The organism is Streptomyces sp. NPDC007991 (assembly GCF_042958445.1).
Taxonomy (GTDB): Bacteria; Actinomycetota; Actinomycetes; order Streptomycetales; family Streptomycetaceae; genus Streptomyces.
This window is the reverse complement of the sequence record NZ_JBIBJD010000009.1, coordinates 100,444-118,281: the sequence shown is the minus strand read 5'-3', so window position 1 is coordinate 118,281 and position 17,838 is coordinate 100,444. Positions and strand designations below refer to the sequence as shown.

Below are 17,838 nucleotides of genomic sequence, written 5' to 3'. Positions count from 1 at the left end.
GTGGGACGCTGGAGCCATGCAGCAGCCCCATCAGCAGGAGCAGAGCCCCGGCGGGTCCCCGCGGGTCCTGGTCGTCGACGACGATCCGACCGTCGCCGAGGTCGTGGCCGGGTATCTGGACCGCGCCGGGTACGTCGTCGACCGCGCCGACGACGGCCCGACCGCCCTCACCCGCGCCGCCGCGCACTGGCCGGACCTGGTCGTCCTCGACCTGATGCTGCCCGGGATGGACGGCCTGGAGGTGTGCCGGCGGATGCGCGGACACGGCCCGGTCCCGGTCATCATGCTCACCGCCCGCGGCGACGAGGACGACCGCGTCCTGGGCCTGGAGGTCGGCGCCGACGATTACGTCACCAAGCCCTTCAGCCCCCGCGAACTGGTGCTGCGCGTGGAGTCGGTGCTGCGCCGCAGCCGGCCCGCCACCCCCGGGCACCGGCTGGGAGCGGCCGGCCTGACCCTCGACCCGGCGGCCCGCCGGGCCACCAAGAACGGCACCGAACTCGCCCTCACCCTCCGCGAGTTCGACCTTCTCTCCTTCTTCCTGCGGCACCCCGGGCGGGCCTTCGGCCGGGAGGACCTGATGCGCGAGGTGTGGGGGTGGGACTTCGGCGACCTGTCGACCGTCACGGTCCACGTCCGCCGCCTGCGCGGCAAGGTCGAGGACGACCCGGCCCGCCCCCGTCTGATCCAGACCGTGTGGGGCGTGGGCTACCGCTTCGACCCCACGGGAACCGCCGGAGAGGAGGCCGGAGCGTGAACGACACCCTCGTCATCGCCGTGTACGCCTTCGCCGGTGCCGCGGCCACCGGTCTGGCCGGGGCCGGGGCGCTGCGCCTGATCCGGCGCCGCTCGCTGACCGCCTCCCTCGCCGTGGTCGCGACGGTCGGGGTCGTCGCGATGCTCGCGGGCACGCTCGCCGTCGCCTGGGCGATGTTCCTCTCCCCGCACGACCTGACCGTCGTCACGACCGTCGTCGCCATGGCGGCCGTCGTCTCCCTGGCCACCGCGCTGCTGCTGGGCCGCTGGGTCGTCGCCCGCAGCCGCGAACTCGCCGTGGCCGCGCGCTCCTTCGGCGAGGGCGGTGACTTCGCCGCCCCCGACGGTCCGACGACCGCCGAACTGGACCACCTCAGCCGTGAACTGGCCGCCACCAGCGCCCGGCTCGCCGAATCCCGGGAGCGGGAACGCGCGCTGGAGGCCTCCCGGCGGGAGCTCGTCGCCTGGATCTCGCACGACCTGCGCACCCCGCTGGCCGGTCTGCGCGCCATGTCGGAGGCCCTGGAGGACGGCGTCGCCGCCGATCCCGGCCGCTATCTGAAGCAGATCCGCACCGAGGTCGAACGCCTCAACGACATGGTCGGCGACCTCTTCGAACTCTCCCGCATCCACGCCGGCGCGCTCGCCCTGGCACCCAGCAGGATCTCCCTGTACGACCTGGTGGGCGACGCGCTGGCGGGAGCCGACCCGCTCGCCCGGGAGCACGGGGTGCGGCTGGTGGGCGGCCGTATCGAGCCGGTGCCGGTGGAGGTGGACGGCAGGGAGATGAGCCGGGTGCTGGGCAACCTGCTGGTCAACGCCATCCGCCGGACCCCGGCCGACGGCACGGTCGCCGTCACGGCGGAACGCTCCAGCGAGGGCGTGGTGTTGTCCGTGACGGACGGCTGCGGCGGCATCCCCGACGAGGACCTGCCGCGCGTCTTCGACACCGGCTGGCGCGGCACGCACGCCCGGACGCCCCCGGCCGGCGCGGGCCTCGGCCTCGCCATCGTCCGGGGGATCGTCGAGGCGCACCAGGGCCGGGCCACCGTACGGAACATCCCCGGCGGCTGCCGTTTCGAGGTGGTGCTGCCCGCCGCCGCTTCGTAACACGGGCAGCACCACCGGTCTTTCGAGCCGGACCCCGCAGGAGTCGACGGCTCAGGGGGTGTCGCCCAGGGGTGTCCGCAAAGCCCCGCCTGCCCGCACCCCTACGCGTCCCGCATCCCGGCCCGCGCGAACTCCGCCATGCCCTCCTCGAAGGCGACCTGCGGCTTCCAGCCCAGCGCGTCCCGCAGCCGCGCGGAGTCGGCGGTGATGTGCCGTACGTCCCCGAGCCGGTACCCGCCGGTGACGACGGGCTCGGGCCCGCCGTACGCGGCGGCCAGCGCCCGGGCCATCTCGCCGACGGTGTGCGGGTCGCCGCTGCCCGTGTTGTACGCCGTGAGCACGCCCGGGGCGGCGTCCGCCTCCAGGGCCCCCGCATTGGCCTGCGCCACGTCCCGGACGTGCACGAAGTCCCTGCGCTGCCCCCCGTCCTCGAACACCCGAGGTGCCTCGCCCCGGGCGAGCGCCGAGCGGAAGAAGGAGGCGACACCGGCGTACGGGGTGTCGCGGGGCATACCGGGCCCGTACACGTTGTGGTAGCGCAGAGACACCGCCGCCCCGCCCGTGCAGCGGGCCCAGGCGGCGGCCAGGTGCTCCTGGGCCAGCTTGGTCGTCGCGTACACGTTCCTCGGGTCGGCCGGGGCGTCCTCGCCGACCAGCCCGGGGACGAGGTCCGCCCCGCACACCGGGCACGGCGGCTCGAACCGGCCGGCCGCGAGGTTGGTGACGGCACGCGGCCCGGGCCGCACGGCCCCGTGGCGGGGGCACTCGTACCGGCCCTCCCCGTAGACCACCATCGACCCGGCCAGCACGAGACGCCGTACTCCTGCCTCCGCCATGGCGGCGAGCAGTACGGCGGTCCCGAGGTCGTTGTGGGAGACGTAGTCCGCGGCGTCGGCGACCCCGTCGCCGAGCCCGACCTTCGCGGCCTGGTGGCACACGGCGTCCACCCCGGCCAGGGCACGCCCGACGGCGGCCGGATCCCGCACGTCGTCGGCGGCGTCCTCCCGCATGTCGAACACGACCGCCTCGTGCCCCCGCTCCCGGAGGGCGGCGACCACATGGGACCCGATGAACCCGGCACCGCCGGTGACCAGTACGCGCATACGGCCACGCTAGGCCCGCGCCCCCGCCGCACCACGGGACCGCGCCCGCACGTCACGACTCCGTAAGGTCAACGACGGCGGCGGTCACGGTCACAGCGACGCGGTCTCCGACGCCGTCGCCCACGCGAACCCGTCCGGGTCGGTGAAGGGCCCGGCGTCGCCGTTGACCGTGATCCGGTGCGATCCGGTGCCGTCGGGAGAGACCCCGACGAGCTTGGCCAGGCCCCGGCGCTTGTACAGGGCCAGCTTGACGGCGCCCGACCCCGTCTCGAACTCGACGTACTTGCTGCCGAAGCTCTTGGCCACGGGGAGGCCGTGCTCGACGTAGAACCGCTTGCTCCCGCCCATGTCCGCGACCCCCAGCAGGAGCACGATCTCGTCGATCCGCCGGGTGGCCGGGCCGGTGTCCTTCTTCGACGACGACGCGATCTGCCAGATCGTCCCGTCCGGCGCCTGCACGACGGCCCCGTACCCCCACAGCGACTTGGCGGCGGGCTTCAGCGTCGTGGCACCGGCGTCCACGGCGGCCTCCACGAGCGCGTTGACATCGGCCGGCTGCGACACCACGAGCGACAGCGTGAACCCGCGAAAGCCGGCCGTCGGAGCCTCGGAGCCCCGCACGCGCACCTGTCTGTCCAGTCCGAAGGCGCCGCTGTAGAAGCGGCGGGCGACGGCGGGGTCGTCCACCTCGAGGGTGACGGATTCGATGGAAGAAGTCATGCCCCCGACGCTAAGCGCGCCCCGCGCCCCGCGCTTCTCGATTCCTGACCGACGGGGAACGCCGAGGCCGCCCCGGCTCACTCACCGGCTTGGGGGCCGTACCACTGGAGGGCCGTCACCGGCGGGCGAGCCGGCGTTCGCCCCCCGCCCCCGTCCGGTACGTCATGCCGTAGTGCTGGAAGATCTCCTCCTCCCGCTCGGCCGGAAGGACGTCGTCCGTGCCGATCGAGGGGGCTTTGCGCACCTGGCCCCTGGCGTAGGGCACCTTGACGTAGCCCGGTCCGAGCACGGCGTCGTCGAGGGGGACGAAGACCAGGCGCCGGCGGCTGGGCAGCCCGGTCCGGACGGTGGCCATGGCCGGTTCGTCGGTGGCGGTGTCCACGTAGACCGCTTCGAGCACGCCGATCTTGTGCTGTCTCGGGTCGAGCACCTCGTGGTCGCGCCATTCGCGGATGTCAGCTGAACGGATCATGCCGCACCCCCTGTCCGGTTCGCCCAATTCACCCTACTCCCGCCCGGGTCGGAGTACGGTGGGGAGGACGAGAACTTTCCGTATGCCGGAATTCTGACGGGTTCCGGCGGCGCACGCCATCCGTCCTCGCATGGGCAGCCCGCTCTCCCGGCCGCGCATCCGCACACAGGCCGAGGAGCCGCACATGCCAGCCCAGCCCGGCCACGTCCCGGGCGCTCCCGCCGCCACGCATCCGCGCGGCCCGTCGTGTCCGGCCCCGCCGTGTCCGGCCCCGCCGTGTCCGACCCCGTCCCGTCCGACATCCCGTGGTGTCCGACACCGACCACCCGCCCCGCCCCCCGGCACAGTCGGCAGGAGCCCTCATGACCACCGCGCCACCGCCCCCGCTTCCCTCCCACCCGGTCCTCCGGCTGCGTCTCGCGCCCCGCAGCACCATGCCCCGGCCCATCGACGGAGCGTGGTGGCCCCGCTCCTACGACCTGCTCGCGGAACTCCCGTCGCTGCTCGCCGGGTTGCCGCGGGCGTGGGGTCACATCACCAGCGTCACCGTCAACGGGGCGACGTGGTCCACGGCACCGGGCCGGATGCTCGTCTTCAACCAGGTCGTGGGCCTGCACAGAGCCCTCGCGGCGTCCGCCCCGCACACCGTCGTCCTGCTCGCCCCCGGCCGGGGCCGCTGGGACCTGCTGGTCGTGCCGCCGGACACCACCGAGGAGGCCGCGGAACCGCTGATGGCGGCCGCCGCGAGCGACCACGGGTGACCCTCACGTCCGGTGGTGGCTGTCCGGTCTGTCGCTCCACTCCGGGCTTCCCGGCCGCCGGAGAGTACCGTGAAACGAGGAAGCACGAGGTAGCCGCTCGGTTTCCGCAGTCCCGGCAGGACCCCCGGCAGGGCAGGCAGGCGAGAGCGATGTCCGACTCCGACTTCCCGCGTGTGACCAGGCTCCTGCCGGACGCCGTCCACCAGGACGTGCGGCCCGGCACGGCCGTCGTACGGCTGGAGACGACACACGACCGGCAGGGCGTGCTCGACGGGGCGTGGTGGCCGCGCTCACGTGACATCGCCGCCGAGCTCCCCGCCCTGATCACCGCACTGACCGAGCACCTCGGGCCCATCACCCGCGTCGGCCTGGACGCCGGTGCCTGGGAAGCGCTGCCGACGCGGATGACCGTCGACGGCCGCGTCGTCCACGTCGACTCCTCCCCGGTCGGCGACGGCACCGTCCTCGTCACCCGGGGCGGCCAGGACCTCTTCTCCCTCCTCGTGGTGCCGCCGCACGCGTCGCCCGACGCCGCGCGCGCCGCCATGACCGAGGCCGTCCGCGCCGGCAGCCTGCGGCAGGCCGAACAGATCCTCATCGACACGGGCGCCGAGCGGGCGGACTGAGGAGTACGGTTGAGGCACCGAGGGCATTTCGCGCACCGGCTTCCAGGCTCGTGTCGTTTTCGGCGATCGAAGATGCCGGGCCGGTCGTGATCGGCCCGGGGCAGGGTTCGCGTCATGACCGCGACCGTTTCCCCCCGCCTGAGCGGAACTCCCCTCCCTGATCGCCGTACTGGACCCGCTGTGGGGCGGAGCGGACACGAGGCCCGCGCCCCGGCCGACGAGGCCCGCGTCCCGGCGCGTGTCCGAGGATCCCGGCCGTGACCGCCGTCGCGGTGCCGCCGCAGCCGACGGGAAGGTGAGAACCGTGGAGACATTCGTGACCGTGGCCGCGATCCTGGGGATGATCGTCATCGGCGTGTTCCTCATCCACCAGCTGAACTCCCACCACGGCGACCGCATCGCCGCCTTCCACTACGGCCGCTCCGGTCTGCCCCTCACGGGACCGGCACCGGCGGCCGCGCACAAGACCCGGGGCCGGTTCTCCCGGCGCCGCACCCGACGGCCCGTCTGACGGCGCGCAGGTACGGCAGCGATGCGAGGTACGTCCCGCTCACGCCGGAGGCGTACGCGCGGGAGCAGCGGGCGCGGGGTGTGATCGAGGAGTGGGTGCGGTCAGCCGGACTCGGCCACGGATCCTTCGGGCGTGTCGTGCCCGGCGCGGCGGCGGTACTCGGCGTTGATGCGCTGGGCTTCCTCGAGCTGGTCCTCGAGGATGACGATGCGGCAGGCGGCCTCGATGGGGGTGCCCCGGTCGACGAGCTCGCGGGCGCGCGCGGCGATGCGCAGTTGGTAGCGGGAGTACCGGCGGTGTCCGCCTTCCGAGCGCAGCGGAGTGATCAGACGGGCCTCACCGATGGCCCGGAGGAAGGCCGGGGTGGTGCCGAGCATCTCGGCGGCCCGCCCCATCGTGTACGCGGGGTAGTCGTCGTCGTCCAGACGATCGCTGAGCGGGGTATCTGCTGTCATGTCACCTCGTAGTGCAACGCACGCGTCGAGGGGCCCTGGTGCCGTACGGCACCAGGGCCCCGAAGGAAATTGAACACCATCTGTCGGCCCTAATGCGGCGCCGACCTTCTGTTTCCGCTACCGGCCCTGCAGGAGGGGGGATGCGGGGATCGCGGCTGCGTGACCGGGGACCACCTTCCAATCCGGGGTCTTGCGGTACCCGGCCGAGCACTGCTCGGGCCGGGCGATCCTGATGGCGTCTGCTCCTCCGTCCTTCTTCGATCAGTGATCCGTGTCAACGAGAAAAAGGCTAACCGCACCGGAGCTCAATGTCTACTCTGACAAGAGTAGATTTTCGTTCGCTGGTGGCGCACATTGCCGGTGGCTCCCACAGGGCGGCGAGACGACGATGAGGGCCCTGCCGACGCGCGTCGGCAGGGCCCTCATCGGGTTCGGGGGTGGGCGGTGGTCCGCCCGTCCTCAGGCGTCCAGGGGTGCGGCGCCGAGCAGCGCCGACGCGGTCTGGAGCGGGGTGGCGACGCGCACGGGCGCGGCCTCGGGGTGGGCGTGGCAGGTGAAGCCGAGGCGGGTCATGGCCCGGACGACCTCGGCGGCGGTGAAGTCGCGGGGGTCCTGCCGGGTGACGACCTGCCCCACCTGCTTGACGGGGTAGCGGCGACGGCCGATGGTCACGGACTCACCCGTGACGAGCTCGGGCGTGATGCCCTTCATGGACGCCAGCACCCCGTTCTTGGACAGGTCGAACGGGTACCGGGCGATGACACAGCGCATGATGCTCCTCAGGGAGAAGGAGAACGGGCTGACCGGCGAGTCGGATCAGCTGGAGAGGGCGAGGACGCCCGGGGTCCGGTCGTGCTCCCCGAGGGCGCCGATCCGGGGGACGGGGGAGGCGAACGGTCCGCCGAGGACGTCCCGCAGCCGGGTCCGGTCCGTGTACGTGGCGCTGCCGCGGTGCACGGCGAGTTCGGCCCGGGTGACCGAGCCCGTGCACTGGTCGTCCGCGTCGCACAGCAGGAGGCGGTCCACCCGGGCACCGGCCATGACGGACAGGGCGACCTCGACGGTCATGTCGTCCCGGACCCGGGGGCCGGATCCGTCGATGCCGTCGATCAGGGTCACGGGGCAGGGATCCGCCTGCCGGCGCTGCGTCTGAACCGGTGTCAAAGCTGCCTCCTCGGAGATGGGTGGGCTACTGGCCCGGTTGCGGGCCCGGCTGCCGGCCGACGCCACTAGGCCGCCGGGTCGTAGGCGGGCCGCTGCGGCGTGCGCCGCCCGGACTGTCCGGTGGAGCGTCCCCGGGAGGGGCGGCGGCCCCGGGACGAGGAGGCTCCGGACGACGCGCCACGGCGGGGACGGGCCGGGGCCGGCGCGGTGATGACGACCGGTACACCGGAGGGGGCCTGGGCGCCGGTGATCCGGCTCAGCTCCGCTTCACCCGAACGCACCGGCGTGACCTGGGGGGTGATGGCGGCCGAGGCCATCAGCCGGGTCATGCCGCGGCGCTGGCCGGGTGTCACCAGGGTGACGACGCTGCCCGACTCGCCGGCGCGGGCCGTACGGCCGCCGCGGTGCAGGTAGTCCTTGTGGTCGGTGGGCGGGTCCACGTTGACGACCAGGTCGAGGTTGTCGACGTGGATGCCGCGGGCCGCGACGTTGGTCGCCACCAGCACCGTCACATGGCCGGTCTTGAACTGGGCGAGGGTCCGCGTGCGCTGGGGCTGGGACTTGCCGCCGTGCAGCGCCGCGGCGCGGACGCCGTTGTTCAGCAGGTGCTCGGTCAGCCGGTCCACGGCGCGCTTGGTGTCCAGGAACATGATCACCCGGCCGTCCCGCGCCGCGATCTCGGTCGTCGTGCGGTGCTTGTCCGCCTCGTGCACGTGCAGCACGTGGTGCTCCATCGTGGTGACGGCACCGGCCGACGGGTCGACGGAGTGGACCACGGGGTCCGACAGGTAGCGGCGGACGAGCAGGTCGACGTTGCGGTCCAGGGTGGCCGAGAACAGCATCCGCTGCCCCTCGGGGCGCACCTGGTCGAGCAGGGCCGTGACCTGGGGCATGAAGCCCATGTCGGCCATCTGGTCGGCCTCGTCGAGGACGGTGATGGTGACGTCGTCCAGCCGGCAGTCGCCGCGGTCGATGAGGTCCTTCAGCCGTCCCGGCGTCGCGACGACGACCTCCGCCCCGGACCGCAGCGCCCCCGCCTGCCTGCCGATCGACATGCCGCCGACCACGGTCGCCAGCTTCAGCCGCACGGAGCGGGCGTACGGGGTGAGCGCGTCGGTCACCTGCTGGGCGAGCTCGCGGGTGGGCACGAGGACCAGGGCGAGCGGCTGCCGGGGGGCCGCGCGCCGGCCGGCGGTACGGGCCAGCAGCGCGAGGCCGAAGGCGAGGGTCTTGCCCGACCCGGTACGGCCGCGGCCGAGGACGTCACGCCCGGCGAGCGAGTTCGGCAGGGTCGCCCCCTGGATGGGGAAGGGGACGGTCACGCCCTCCTGGCCGAGCGCGGCCAGCAGCGGCGTCGGCAGGGCGAGGTCGGCGAACGCCTCGACGGCGGGCAGCGCCGGCGTGGTCGTCACCGGCAGCGCGAACTCCCCCTGGGGAGCGGCCGGCCGGCGGTCGTAGCCCTTGGAGCGCCGCGGCGCCCCCGAGCCCTTGGCGGCAGCGCCCCGGGAGCGGTCATAGGTGCGGGGCGTGCGGGTGGTGCGTGCGCGGTTCAAGCGGAACCTTCCTCGATGTGAGCTGGTAGGCACGTATCAAGGAATTTCCGCAGCAAGACGAACGGCGCAGAGAATCGCGAGAACGAGCCTGAGATGTCGGGCGCGGTGTCACGCGCCCTGAAAAGCAGCGAGCTGGGGCCCGCACCCCAAGGTGCGGGCCCCAGCTGCGAAATATGCGTTGCTGCCGCGATGTCAGGCGGGAACGATGTTCTCGGCCGTCGGGCCCTTCTGGCCCTGGGCGATGTCGAAGGACACCTTCTGGCCTTCGAGCAGCTCACGGAAGCCCTGGGCGGCGATGTTCGAGTAGTGGGCGAAGACGTCGGCGCCGCCGCCGTCCTGCTCGATGAAGCCGAAGCCCTTTTCGGAATTGAACCACTTCACGGTGCCAGTAGCCATGTTAATTCTCCTTCGGAGACGATGTTCGGAATTCGCCCTGTGCGGATTCCGCGTCGCCGTGCTGATTACCCCGTAGGAAAATGAACCTTCTGGCAACCACACCTGCAACTGAGATCGACAGTAGCATGGCGCGACCGACCCTGTACGGAGCACTAATTCCGCCCCGTCCGGCGGTCGAGGAATACTCGCCGGGGGCCGCACCAATTTCTCATCCCACAAAAACAGATATTGGCTCCACGGGGCTGCACTGTTCCTGTCGCCGCCTCCGCCCGCAGCCCCATGACCTCCCCCGATGGGCCGTCCGCCGCGGCCGTCGCCCTCGGCGGAGGTGAGGACGGCACAGGCGCCGTGACCCCGCGATCGCGAGGAAGGTCACATCGGCATACGGGTGACGGGGCGGCCCGGGCCCGGGATGCACGCGGAGGCGGGCCGTTCGTGGCCGCGACGGCCGTCGCGGCATCCGCCCGGATCAGCGTCCGGCGGAGGCTGGCGCCACCGCAGCGGAAGCCGGCAGACCTCAGCCGGCGCCTCCGGCGGTCCACGTGATGTGCGGGGGCTCGACGCGTCCGCACCGGGGCCCGCCTTGTGCGTCGGTCAGGCCGAGGCGTCCGACCAGCAGTCCGTCGCGTGCGGCGGCGGCGAGTACGTCGGCGGGGATGACGTCGAGCATGAGCTTGGCGCGGCGGAACATCGTGAAGGTGCCCGAGTCGTCGACCGTGCCCCACGACAGGTAGACGAACCGCCGGCCCAGACGATGCTGCACGTAGGGGCCCTTGACCTCGGTGCCGGTCGGCGAGGTGCTGGTGGCGCACTCCAGGGTCCAGGTCGCGGAGGGTGCGTCGCCCGGCTGTGGTGCGAGGAGTTCGTCGGGGCGGTCGCGGCGCTGCACGGCGACGTGGAGGTTGCCGTACGCGGGGACCCTGCCGTCGGCGGAGGCGGGGCGGGTGAGGCCGGGCAGGTCGACGGCGTCGATGCGGATGCGCATGGGGCCATCATCTCGCCCTCGCCCTGCCGTGGTCCCCCCGGCTTCATGCCCGCAGGGGGCTCCGGGAGAGGCAGCTGAATAAGATGTGCACTTATGTCGAACCCTGATGAGCTGCTCGTCGCCATCTCCGCCGCGGTTGAGTCAGAGCGAAGCAATCAGATGTCACTGACCGTGGTCGTCGGCGGCGCCGTCATCACCGGCCGGCTCGCTCCCGAGGCCCTGTGGCGGGAGCGAGTGGCGGACGTCCTGAAGGACTCGGAGCGGCTCGGCCCGTTCGCCGACGTCTTCGCCCGCGGCCCGGGAGGGAACCGGCCCGGCCGCGACGAGGCGCCCACGCACCTGCACTTCCACCTCGCCCGGATCCTTCAGGGCAGCCTCGGCATCCCCGAGACGGGTGGCATGTACCGGGTCGCGATCAAGGACGTCAGCGCCTGGACCGTGGGCGACTTCAGCTACATCGACCGCTGAGTCACCTGACACACCCGTCCCGGAGGATCCGTCGCGTACCGCCGCCCCGGGCGTGAGCGCCCGGGGCGGCATCGCCCGCGCCATCGCCCGGGAACCGCTCACCCCCTCCGAACGGTCTCACCGCCGGGCGTGGAGCCCGTCGCCCAGGGCGTGATGGCTGTGGCGCCGGCCGCTCCGTACGCGTACGGCGTCCACAGGGTGTGGATGGCCGGCGCGGAGGTCGCTGTGCTCGTGCTCGACAGGGCCCCGCTCCTGACCGGCCGGCCACAGCCGTACCGCCAGGAGCCCGGCCGTGAGGGCGATCAGGCCCAGTGCCACCACCGCCGACTGCAGACCGGCGACGGCGCCGAGCCAGCCGGCCAGCGGATAGGTCAGCAGCCAGCAGCTGTGCGAGAGGGAGAACTGCGCGGCGAAGGCGGCGGTGCGTGCCTCGGGCGGGGCCGCGCGGCGGATCAGCCGGCCGGTCGGGGTGAGCACCATCGAGCAAGCGGCGCCGAAGGCCGCCCAGGTCAGCAGCAGCGCGGGCCAGCGCCAGAGGCCGGCTCCGGCTGCGGTGAGCGCGCCGAGTGCGGCGAAGACGAGGGTGAGCAGCAGGGCGCCGCGCAGCATCACCGTGCGGTCGCGGACGCGGTCCAGGAGCCGGGGCAGCAGCAGGGCGGCGACCATGGATCCCCCGCCGTACGCGCCGAGCGCGAGCGACACGTCGGCCGCGCCGCGATCCAGCTCGTCGCGGACGTAGACGACGGTGTTGACGGTGACCACCGCACCCGCCGCCGCGACCGCGAGGTCGAGAGCGAGCAGGGCGCGCAGGTGCGGGCGGGTGAGGAAGAGGCGCGTGCCCGCGGTGGCCTTGGCGTACACGCCGCCGCCGAGCGGCTCGGGGGCGGCCCGCTTCGGCAGCAGGGACGACACCACCAGGGCCGCCGAGGCCAGGAAGCCCGCCACCGTGCCGAGGAACAGCCAGTTGTACGTCATCAGTGACAGCAGTGCGGCGGCGAGTGCCGGGCTGAACAGGCTCTCCGTGTCGTAGGCGAGGCGGGACAGCGACAGCGCCCGCGTGTAGTCGCGCTCGGCGGGCAGCACATCCGGGATGACCGCCTGGAAGGTCGGAGTGAACGCGGCCGACGCGGACTGGAGCAGGAAGATCAGGACGTACACCTGCCACACCTGGTCCACGAACGGCAGGGTCAGCGCCACCGTGGCCCGGACGAGGTCCGCGCCGGCCAGCAGCGCCCGGCGGGGCAGCCGGTCGGCGACCGCGCCGATGGCCGGGGCGATCGCCACATAGGCCACCATCTTGATCGCCAGTGCGGTGCCGAGGACCGAGCCCGCGTCGGCGCCGGCGATGTCGTACGCCAGCAGACCGAGCGCGACCGTGGCCAGACCGGTGCCGACCAGAGCGATCACCTGGGCGGTGAAGAGGTGTCGGTAGGTGCGGTTGCGCAGGACGGACAGCATGCGGGCGATCCCCCGGCGGGTCGGAGACGCGGCTGCCCCTCAGTGTATCTACAGGTGCGCATCTGCGCACATGTTGACGGCAGATTGGCCTGGGGACTGCAGACGTCGCCTCATTCCGGCCTCTACGCTGTGGGCATGCCTGCTCGCGAGTCCCTGCCAACTGCACCCGGTGCGCATCTGCGCCCCCCGGACAGCGCGCGTCTCGCGGAGGCGACCGAGGTGTTCGCGATGCTCTCCGACGTGACGCGGCTGCACCTGCTCTGGCTGATCGCCCAGGGGGAGTCGGACGTCGGCTCCCTGGCCGAGCGGTGCGGGGCGTCCCGGACAGGGGTGAGTCAGCACCTGGCGAAGCTGCGGCTCGCGGGTCTGGTGGAGACACGGCGCGAAGGGCGGCACATCTACTACAGCCTGCGCGACGGGCATCTGCGGCGGCTCGTGATGGAGGCGCTCAGCCACGCCGACCACCGGGTCAGCGGTCAGGCACCGCACGACTGACCGGAAAAACTCACATCGAGGGCGTGGCATGTGTTTTCGCGAATAAAGAGCAGACCTGCGGTGAGTGCCTGGCATCAGTGGCGAGTGATGCTCTGGGTCACAGCGGGTGTGGCGGCTCTCGGACTCGTGGTCGCACTGGAGATCACCGCACGCCACTACGGCCCGCCGGGGCCGGTCTCCGACCAGCTGAAAGAGGCGGTCTTCGCGCCGAAACCGGGGCCGCTGTACGGCGGTCTGGCGTTGATGTCGGTGGTGCTCGCCTGGCCGCAACGCATCATCGCGGTCGCTGCCGCGATCGCCACGGACGCCGTCTTCCTGCTGGTGCGCTCGGCGGCCGATATCGACGTGCCCGACGGCCGGTTCTTCGGCAACGGCGCCGTGGTGGTGATGCTGGGCTACGCGGTCATCGCCCTCACACGCCGCACCGGCCAGGAACGCGTCCTGCTGCTGAAGGGCGTCGGGCTGGGCCTGCTGCTGGTGGCCGGCCGCAAGACCGGCGACAACTGGCTCCTGATCACGGCGAAGACCCGCCCCACGGTGCTCGACCAGTACGTGGCGACCGCCGATCACGCGCTGGGCGACCCCTCGTGGCTGGCGGGCCGCCTTCTGCGGGCCGCCGGCCCGATCCCCACCCATGTTGTCGACCTGGTCTACGCGAAGCTCGCGGTGGCCGCGATCGTCGTCGCGCTGTACCAACTGCGTCATGTGGCGGCCGAGCGCCGCTTCCCCAGCCACCATCTGGTGCGCACGTTCCTGGTGATCGGCCTTCTCGGGCCGGGCATCTACATGCTCTTCCCGGTGGTCGGACCGGTCTTCGCCTACGGCCCTGGCGCCTCCGGCACCGGCGGCCTGCACTGGGCTGCGGCCGATCTGTGGCCGCACACGCCGCTGCCGATCAGCCCGCCCAACCCGATGCCCTACGACGGGATCACCCCGCGCAACTGCATGCCCAGCCTGCACACGGCATGGGCCACCGCGATCTTCATCCATACCCGCCAGGGCCCGCGCCTGCTGCGCTACGCGGGCACGTTCTGGCTCGTCGCCACGCTCGCCGCGACGCTGGGATTCGGATACCACTACGGCGTGGACCTCATCGCCGGCGTGGTGTTCACGCTCACCATCGAGGCGGCGCTGCGTGCGCTCGACCGCGGCTGGGACCGGCCGGCGATCGGGCTGGTCGTCCACGGCACCGCGGTCTTCGCCGCGCTCCTGGTGGCGTACCGCTACCTTCCGATGGACATGGCCCGGCACCAGGAGGTGTCCGGGTCACTTCTCGTGCTGGCGCTGGCCTCCGTGGTCTACGGCTACGTACGGACCGTCAGACTGTGGGACCCGCCGGCCGTGGCCGCGCGGCAGCCCGAACCGCAACCCGAACCGGTCTGAGCGGCGTCGCACCGGGCGCACCTCCGCCGGGGCCGCTTGTCGGCGTCTATACGATGGCCGCGCGCGAAACGGACGGCGGCGGAGGGGAGACAGGGCGTGGCGGAGCACCGGCAGCGTCCCCGGCGGCGGGGGCAGGGGGAGCTGGAGGCGCTGGTGCTGTCGGCCCTGCGGGAGGCGGACGGCCCGGCGACGGCGGGCTGGGTGCAGGAGCGCATGGGCGGCGGCCTCGCCTACACGACCGTCATCACCATCCTGACCCGGCTGCTGGGCAAGGGGGCGGTGACCCGTGAGCGGGTGGGCCGGTCCTTCGTCTGGACCCCCGCCTCGGACCAGGCGGGCCTGGCCGCGCGGAAGATGCGCAAGGTCCTGGACTCCGAGAGGGACCGCGAGGCCGTGCTGGCCAGCTTCGTCACCGGCCTCGACCCGGACGACGAACGACTGCTGCGCGGGCTGCTGGGCCGGTCCCCGGACGAAGGGGAAGGCTGAAGCCCCATGGGGGTGTTCGTCTTTCTTCCGCTACCGCGACCCGGCTGCTGACGGGACTGGCGGCGGTGATGGCGACGTGCAGCACGGTGTGCCTGGGCCTGGTCATGGTGGTCGGCACCGCCCGGCAACCCCCTGCCCGACGGCTGGTCAGGCCCCGAGGTGCGGGCGGCGGTGCCGTACGACGAGGTCGTCGGCAAGGCGGCCATTCCCGCACTGTGCGCGGTACTCGTCGCCTGTGGGCGGACGCTGTGGCGGCATGGCCGGGTACGCCGGAGCGCGCACCGGGCGCTGGGCGGGCTGCCGGACACGCAGGTCGCCGTACTGCCCGATGATCTCCGTACGCGTACGCCCTGCCGGGCCGGCGTCGCGACCGCGTCGTGGTGACCACGGCCCTGCTGGACTGCCTCGAACCCGCCGAGCGCCGGGCGTTGTTCGCCCACGAACGGGCCCACCTCGCCGCCCGGCACCACCGCTTCCTGCTCGCCGTCCGGCTGGCCGCCCGTGCCAACCCGTTCCTGCGTCCGCCGCTGACGGCGGTGTCGTACACGACGGAGCGATCGGCCCTGCTCGGACCCGCCCCGGCGGTGCGCAGCCGGCCGTCCGCGTTCACATCGGTGGGCCCGGTGCTCATCCTGCACGCGGCCACGCCCCTGTGAAGAGCCGGGGCGGGTCAGGGACCGAGCAGCCTGCGCTTCTGCTCCTCGAACTCCGCTTCCGTGAGAACGCCCTGGGCCTTGAGCTCGCCCAGCTGCTTCAGCTGTTCGATCGTGCTGGTCATGTCGGAGGACGCCGGAGCGGACCGCTCGGCAGGAGGCGGCGGCTGCGGTACGGGCGGCTGGTACTCCTGCTGGGCCGCCCAGCGCCCCTGCTGCCGGCGGGACACCCGGTTCGACACGGCGGTCGCCGTTCCGGCCACGACGGCCGTACGGGCGACTCCTCGGATGAGTCCCGGCATGGCGGTCTCCCTTCCCGCTCCCTCGTTCCTCAGGGCGTGGTTTCGATCGCGTCGAGTGCGGCCAGCACCGCGGGCGCCGGGATCCTCCCGGAGGCGACCAGCTCGGCACCGCCGCGTCGCAGGGCGGCGGCGAGCGGCGCGGCCCACAGGTTCTCGTAGATCAGGACACCGGCGGAGTTGCCGGGTTCCAGGGCGGCGGCCGCCTCCTCGAGGTCGTCCTGGCCCAGCAGACCGGAGGACGCTCCCTCGAAGACGGCCAGGTCGAGTTCGCCGTCGCCGGTGAGGTCGCCGATCTCCAGGCCGGTCACGGATCCGTCGGCGTCCTTGCGGATGAACGTCAGGTCGAGGATCCGGATGAGGCCGCGGTCCACGAGGTCGACCAGGAGGGGCAGGCCCTCGCCGGTCATGCGGTTGCCGGGGAACTCGACGACCAGATAGTCGATCGGTCCCATCATCTCGCCGGATGTGCCGGCGTCGTCGAATGTGTCGCTCACGGCGTCACCTCTGGGTTCGTGCCTGCTCCCCCGCGCCATTCCATCACCGCGCGGGGGTGCCCGCACGTCGTGCGCGGTTCACCCGTCGGACGCTCATGGATCGCGCGTTCGGCGTCGCACGGATCTGCTGGGGTCCATGACCGACGCAGGCGGCGAACCGCTCTCGGACCGGGAGCGCGGCGAACTGGACGAACTGCGCCGCCGCGTGGGGGCGCTGGAGAGTGGCGCGCCCCCGCGGGCCGCGCGGCACCACCCCTTCCGGGCCACGGGCTCCGTCCTGCTGATCCTCTTCGCCGCCCTGCTGTCGCTGCTGTCCGTCGTCGCGGTCTGGGCGAACAGCATCGTGCGGGACACGGACCGCTACGTCGCCACGGTGGGGCCGCTGGCCTCCGACCCGGATGTGCAGAAGGCGGTCACCAACCGGGTCACCGGCGTGGTGCTGGCGCAGATCGACGTGGACGCGCTGGTCGGACAGCTGCAGGACGCCGTGTCGGAGAAGGGCGTGCCGCCGAGGGCGGCCCAGCTGGTCGGCAACCTGAAAGCGCCGATCACGAGCGGTCTGGAGCAGCTGGTCAGCGGCACCGTGGAGCGGGTGGTCACCAGCAGTGCCTTCGAGACGGTCTGGGTGGAGGGCAACCGCAGGGTGCACTCGGCCGTCGACGAGGCCCTGACGGGCGAAGCCGACGGCGCGGTCAAGCTGAAGAACGACCAGGTGGCCATCGACGTGGCACCGATCGTGGCCGACGTCAAGGAGCGGCTGGTCGGCGCCGGCCTCGGACCGGCCGCCATGATCCCGGATGTCCACACCGACTTCGTGGTGGTCCAGTCGAAGGACCTCGGCAAGATCAAGACCTATGTGAGGGTCCTGGAGATCATGGGCGGCTGGCTGCCCGTCATCGCCCTGCTGGTCGCCGCGGCGGGGGTGTTCACCGCGTTCAACCGCCGGCACGCGCTGATCGGGGCCGGGCTGGCGGTGTTCGTGGCCATGCTGGTCCTCGGGATCACCCTCACCGTCTTCCGCGACGTCTACCTCGACCATCTGCCCCGCGGCGCGTCCCCGGCCGCCGCCGGAGCGGTGTACGACGCGCTGGTCAGGTTCCTGCGCGCCGGCGTACGGGCACTCGGTGCCGTCGCCCTCGTCACCGCCGTCGGCGCTTTCCTCAGCGGCCCGTCCCGGATCGCCGTCCTCGTCCGCGGCGGCTGCCGCCGGAGCATCGGCGCCCTGCGCGACGCGGCGGTCTCCGGAGGGCTTCGGCTGGGGGCGGTGGGGCGGTTCGTCCATCGCTTCAAGCGCGGGATCGGGGCCGCGATCCTGGTGGTCGCCGCGGTCGTCCTGTTCACCTGGAGCTACCCGACCCTGATGGTCGTGGTGTGGACCACGGTGATCGTGCTGGCGGGCTTCGCGATCCGCGAGTTCCTGGACACCGGGCCCGGCCCGGAGGCCACCGCATCCCGGTGACGAGCGGCGCCGGGACGCTGACCGCTGT

At 72.7% G+C, this 17,838-nt stretch carries 22 protein-coding genes and 1 pseudogene; 11 read left to right on the top strand and 12 right to left on the bottom strand.

Annotated features, from left to right (window positions below):
* Positions 1-16: 16 nt before the first annotated feature.
* Positions 17-757, top strand: coding sequence for a response regulator (locus tag ACFZDA_RS25905; RefSeq protein WP_391085932.1), 741 nt, complete (start codon positions 17-19; stop codon positions 755-757).
* A complete protein-coding gene (locus tag ACFZDA_RS25900; protein ID WP_391085930.1) occupies positions 754-1,866 on the top strand; it encodes an ATP-binding protein in 1,113 nt (370 codons plus the stop codon). Before ACFZDA_RS25905 ends, ACFZDA_RS25900 begins: the two co-directional genes overlap by 4 nt.
* A 101-nt stretch (positions 1,867-1,967) precedes the next feature.
* Here ACFZDA_RS25900 and ACFZDA_RS25895 read toward each other — a convergent pair whose 3' ends face one another.
* From ACFZDA_RS25895 to ACFZDA_RS25885, 3 genes are all read right to left on the bottom strand, one after another.
* The gene (locus ACFZDA_RS25895) at positions 1,968-2,969 is read right to left on the bottom strand and encodes an NAD-dependent epimerase/dehydratase family protein (protein WP_391085928.1); all 1,002 of its coding nucleotides are present in this window, start codon (positions 2,967-2,969) and stop codon (positions 1,968-1,970) included.
* 90 nt (positions 2,970-3,059) lie between these two features.
* The gene (locus tag ACFZDA_RS25890) at positions 3,060-3,689 is read right to left on the bottom strand and encodes a glyoxalase (RefSeq protein WP_391085926.1); all 630 of its coding nucleotides are present in this window, start codon (positions 3,687-3,689) and stop codon (positions 3,060-3,062) included.
* A 115-nt stretch (positions 3,690-3,804) separates the two neighbouring features.
* On the bottom strand, positions 3,805-4,161 hold the full coding sequence (locus ACFZDA_RS25885; RefSeq protein ID WP_391085924.1) for a PRC-barrel domain-containing protein: 357 nt from the start codon (positions 4,159-4,161) through the stop codon (positions 3,805-3,807).
* Between the two features lie 362 nt (positions 4,162-4,523).
* On the opposite strand from ACFZDA_RS25885, the gene ACFZDA_RS25880 reads away from it, so the two are divergent.
* The 3 genes from ACFZDA_RS25880 (at position 4,524) to ACFZDA_RS25870 (ending at position 6,059) form a co-directional block, all read left to right on the top strand.
* Complete coding sequence (locus ACFZDA_RS25880; protein ID WP_391085922.1) at positions 4,524-4,922, top strand: DUF5994 family protein; 399 nt, start codon at positions 4,524-4,526, stop codon at positions 4,920-4,922.
* Positions 4,923-5,071: 149 nt separating this feature from the next.
* Entirely contained in the window at positions 5,072-5,548 is a 477-nt protein-coding gene (locus tag ACFZDA_RS25875; protein ID WP_391085920.1) for a DUF5994 family protein, read from the top strand.
* 304 nt (positions 5,549-5,852) lie between these two features.
* Entirely contained in the window at positions 5,853-6,059 is a 207-nt protein-coding gene (locus ACFZDA_RS25870) for a hypothetical protein (RefSeq protein ID WP_391085918.1), read from the top strand.
* 101 nt (positions 6,060-6,160) lie between these two features.
* Here the strand turns inward: ACFZDA_RS25870 and ACFZDA_RS25865 are convergent, their stop codons facing one another.
* The 6 genes from ACFZDA_RS25865 to ACFZDA_RS25840 form a co-directional block, all read right to left on the bottom strand.
* Complete coding sequence (locus ACFZDA_RS25865; protein WP_356922316.1) at positions 6,161-6,514, bottom strand: MerR family transcriptional regulator; 354 nt, start codon at positions 6,512-6,514, stop codon at positions 6,161-6,163.
* Positions 6,515-6,973: 459 nt separating this feature from the next.
* A complete protein-coding gene (locus ACFZDA_RS25860) occupies positions 6,974-7,285 on the bottom strand; it encodes an SCO5918 family protein (RefSeq protein WP_391085916.1) in 312 nt (103 codons plus the stop codon).
* 45 nt (positions 7,286-7,330) lie between these two features.
* Positions 7,331-7,678: a CBS domain-containing protein gene (locus ACFZDA_RS25855; protein ID WP_391085914.1), complete on the bottom strand. Its 348-nt coding sequence runs from the start codon at positions 7,676-7,678 to the stop codon at positions 7,331-7,333.
* A gap of 65 nt (positions 7,679-7,743) precedes the next feature.
* On the bottom strand, positions 7,744-9,231 hold the full coding sequence (locus tag ACFZDA_RS25850; protein WP_391085912.1) for a DEAD/DEAH box helicase: 1,488 nt from the start codon (positions 9,229-9,231) through the stop codon (positions 7,744-7,746).
* 192 nt (positions 9,232-9,423) lie between these two features.
* Positions 9,424-9,627, bottom strand: a complete 204-nt coding sequence (locus tag ACFZDA_RS25845; RefSeq protein ID WP_020119326.1) for a cold-shock protein — start codon at positions 9,625-9,627, stop codon at positions 9,424-9,426.
* A gap of 517 nt (positions 9,628-10,144) precedes the next feature.
* A complete protein-coding gene (locus ACFZDA_RS25840) occupies positions 10,145-10,612 on the bottom strand; it encodes a DUF5990 family protein (RefSeq protein WP_391085909.1) in 468 nt (155 codons plus the stop codon).
* Between the two features lie 93 nt (positions 10,613-10,705).
* On the opposite strand from ACFZDA_RS25840, the gene ACFZDA_RS25835 reads away from it, so the two are divergent.
* On the top strand, positions 10,706-11,080 hold the full coding sequence (locus ACFZDA_RS25835) for a hypothetical protein (protein ID WP_391085907.1): 375 nt from the start codon (positions 10,706-10,708) through the stop codon (positions 11,078-11,080).
* Positions 11,081-11,197: 117 nt separating this feature from the next.
* Here ACFZDA_RS25835 and ACFZDA_RS25830 read toward each other — a convergent pair whose 3' ends face one another.
* The gene (locus tag ACFZDA_RS25830; RefSeq protein ID WP_391085905.1) at positions 11,198-12,538 is read right to left on the bottom strand and encodes an MFS transporter; all 1,341 of its coding nucleotides are present in this window, start codon (positions 12,536-12,538) and stop codon (positions 11,198-11,200) included.
* A 135-nt stretch (positions 12,539-12,673) separates the two neighbouring features.
* Between ACFZDA_RS25830 and ACFZDA_RS25825 the strand changes: the two genes are divergently transcribed.
* The 4 genes and pseudogenes from ACFZDA_RS25825 to ACFZDA_RS25810 form a co-directional block, all read left to right on the top strand.
* Positions 12,674-13,033 (top strand): metalloregulator ArsR/SmtB family transcription factor, encoded by a 360-nt coding sequence (locus tag ACFZDA_RS25825; protein ID WP_391085903.1) that lies wholly within the window; start codon positions 12,674-12,676, stop codon positions 13,031-13,033.
* Between the two features lie 87 nt (positions 13,034-13,120).
* On the top strand, positions 13,121-14,416 hold the full coding sequence (locus ACFZDA_RS25820; protein WP_391086496.1) for a DUF5933 domain-containing protein: 1,296 nt from the start codon (positions 13,121-13,123) through the stop codon (positions 14,414-14,416).
* Between the two features lie 96 nt (positions 14,417-14,512).
* A complete protein-coding gene (locus ACFZDA_RS25815; protein WP_391085901.1) occupies positions 14,513-14,902 on the top strand; it encodes a BlaI/MecI/CopY family transcriptional regulator in 390 nt (129 codons plus the stop codon).
* A 17-nt stretch (positions 14,903-14,919) separates the two neighbouring features.
* Positions 14,920-15,522, top strand: a pseudogene (locus tag ACFZDA_RS25810) (M56 family metallopeptidase); the annotation flags it as partial.
* Positions 15,523-15,572: 50 nt separating this feature from the next.
* On the opposite strand, the gene ACFZDA_RS25805 reads toward ACFZDA_RS25810, so the two are convergent.
* The gene (locus ACFZDA_RS25805; protein ID WP_391085899.1) at positions 15,573-15,857 is read right to left on the bottom strand and encodes an SHOCT domain-containing protein; all 285 of its coding nucleotides are present in this window, start codon (positions 15,855-15,857) and stop codon (positions 15,573-15,575) included.
* A 29-nt stretch (positions 15,858-15,886) separates the two neighbouring features.
* Positions 15,887-16,309 carry a DUF6325 family protein gene (locus ACFZDA_RS25800; protein WP_391086494.1) on the bottom strand — a complete coding sequence of 141 codons (423 nt, stop codon included), beginning with the start codon at positions 16,307-16,309 and terminating at the stop codon, positions 15,887-15,889.
* Positions 16,310-16,487: 178 nt separating this feature from the next.
* On the opposite strand from ACFZDA_RS25800, the gene ACFZDA_RS25795 reads away from it, so the two are divergent.
* Positions 16,488-17,810, top strand: coding sequence for a hypothetical protein (locus tag ACFZDA_RS25795; RefSeq protein WP_391085897.1), 1,323 nt, complete (start codon positions 16,488-16,490; stop codon positions 17,808-17,810).
* Positions 17,811-17,838: the final 28 nt, after the last annotated feature.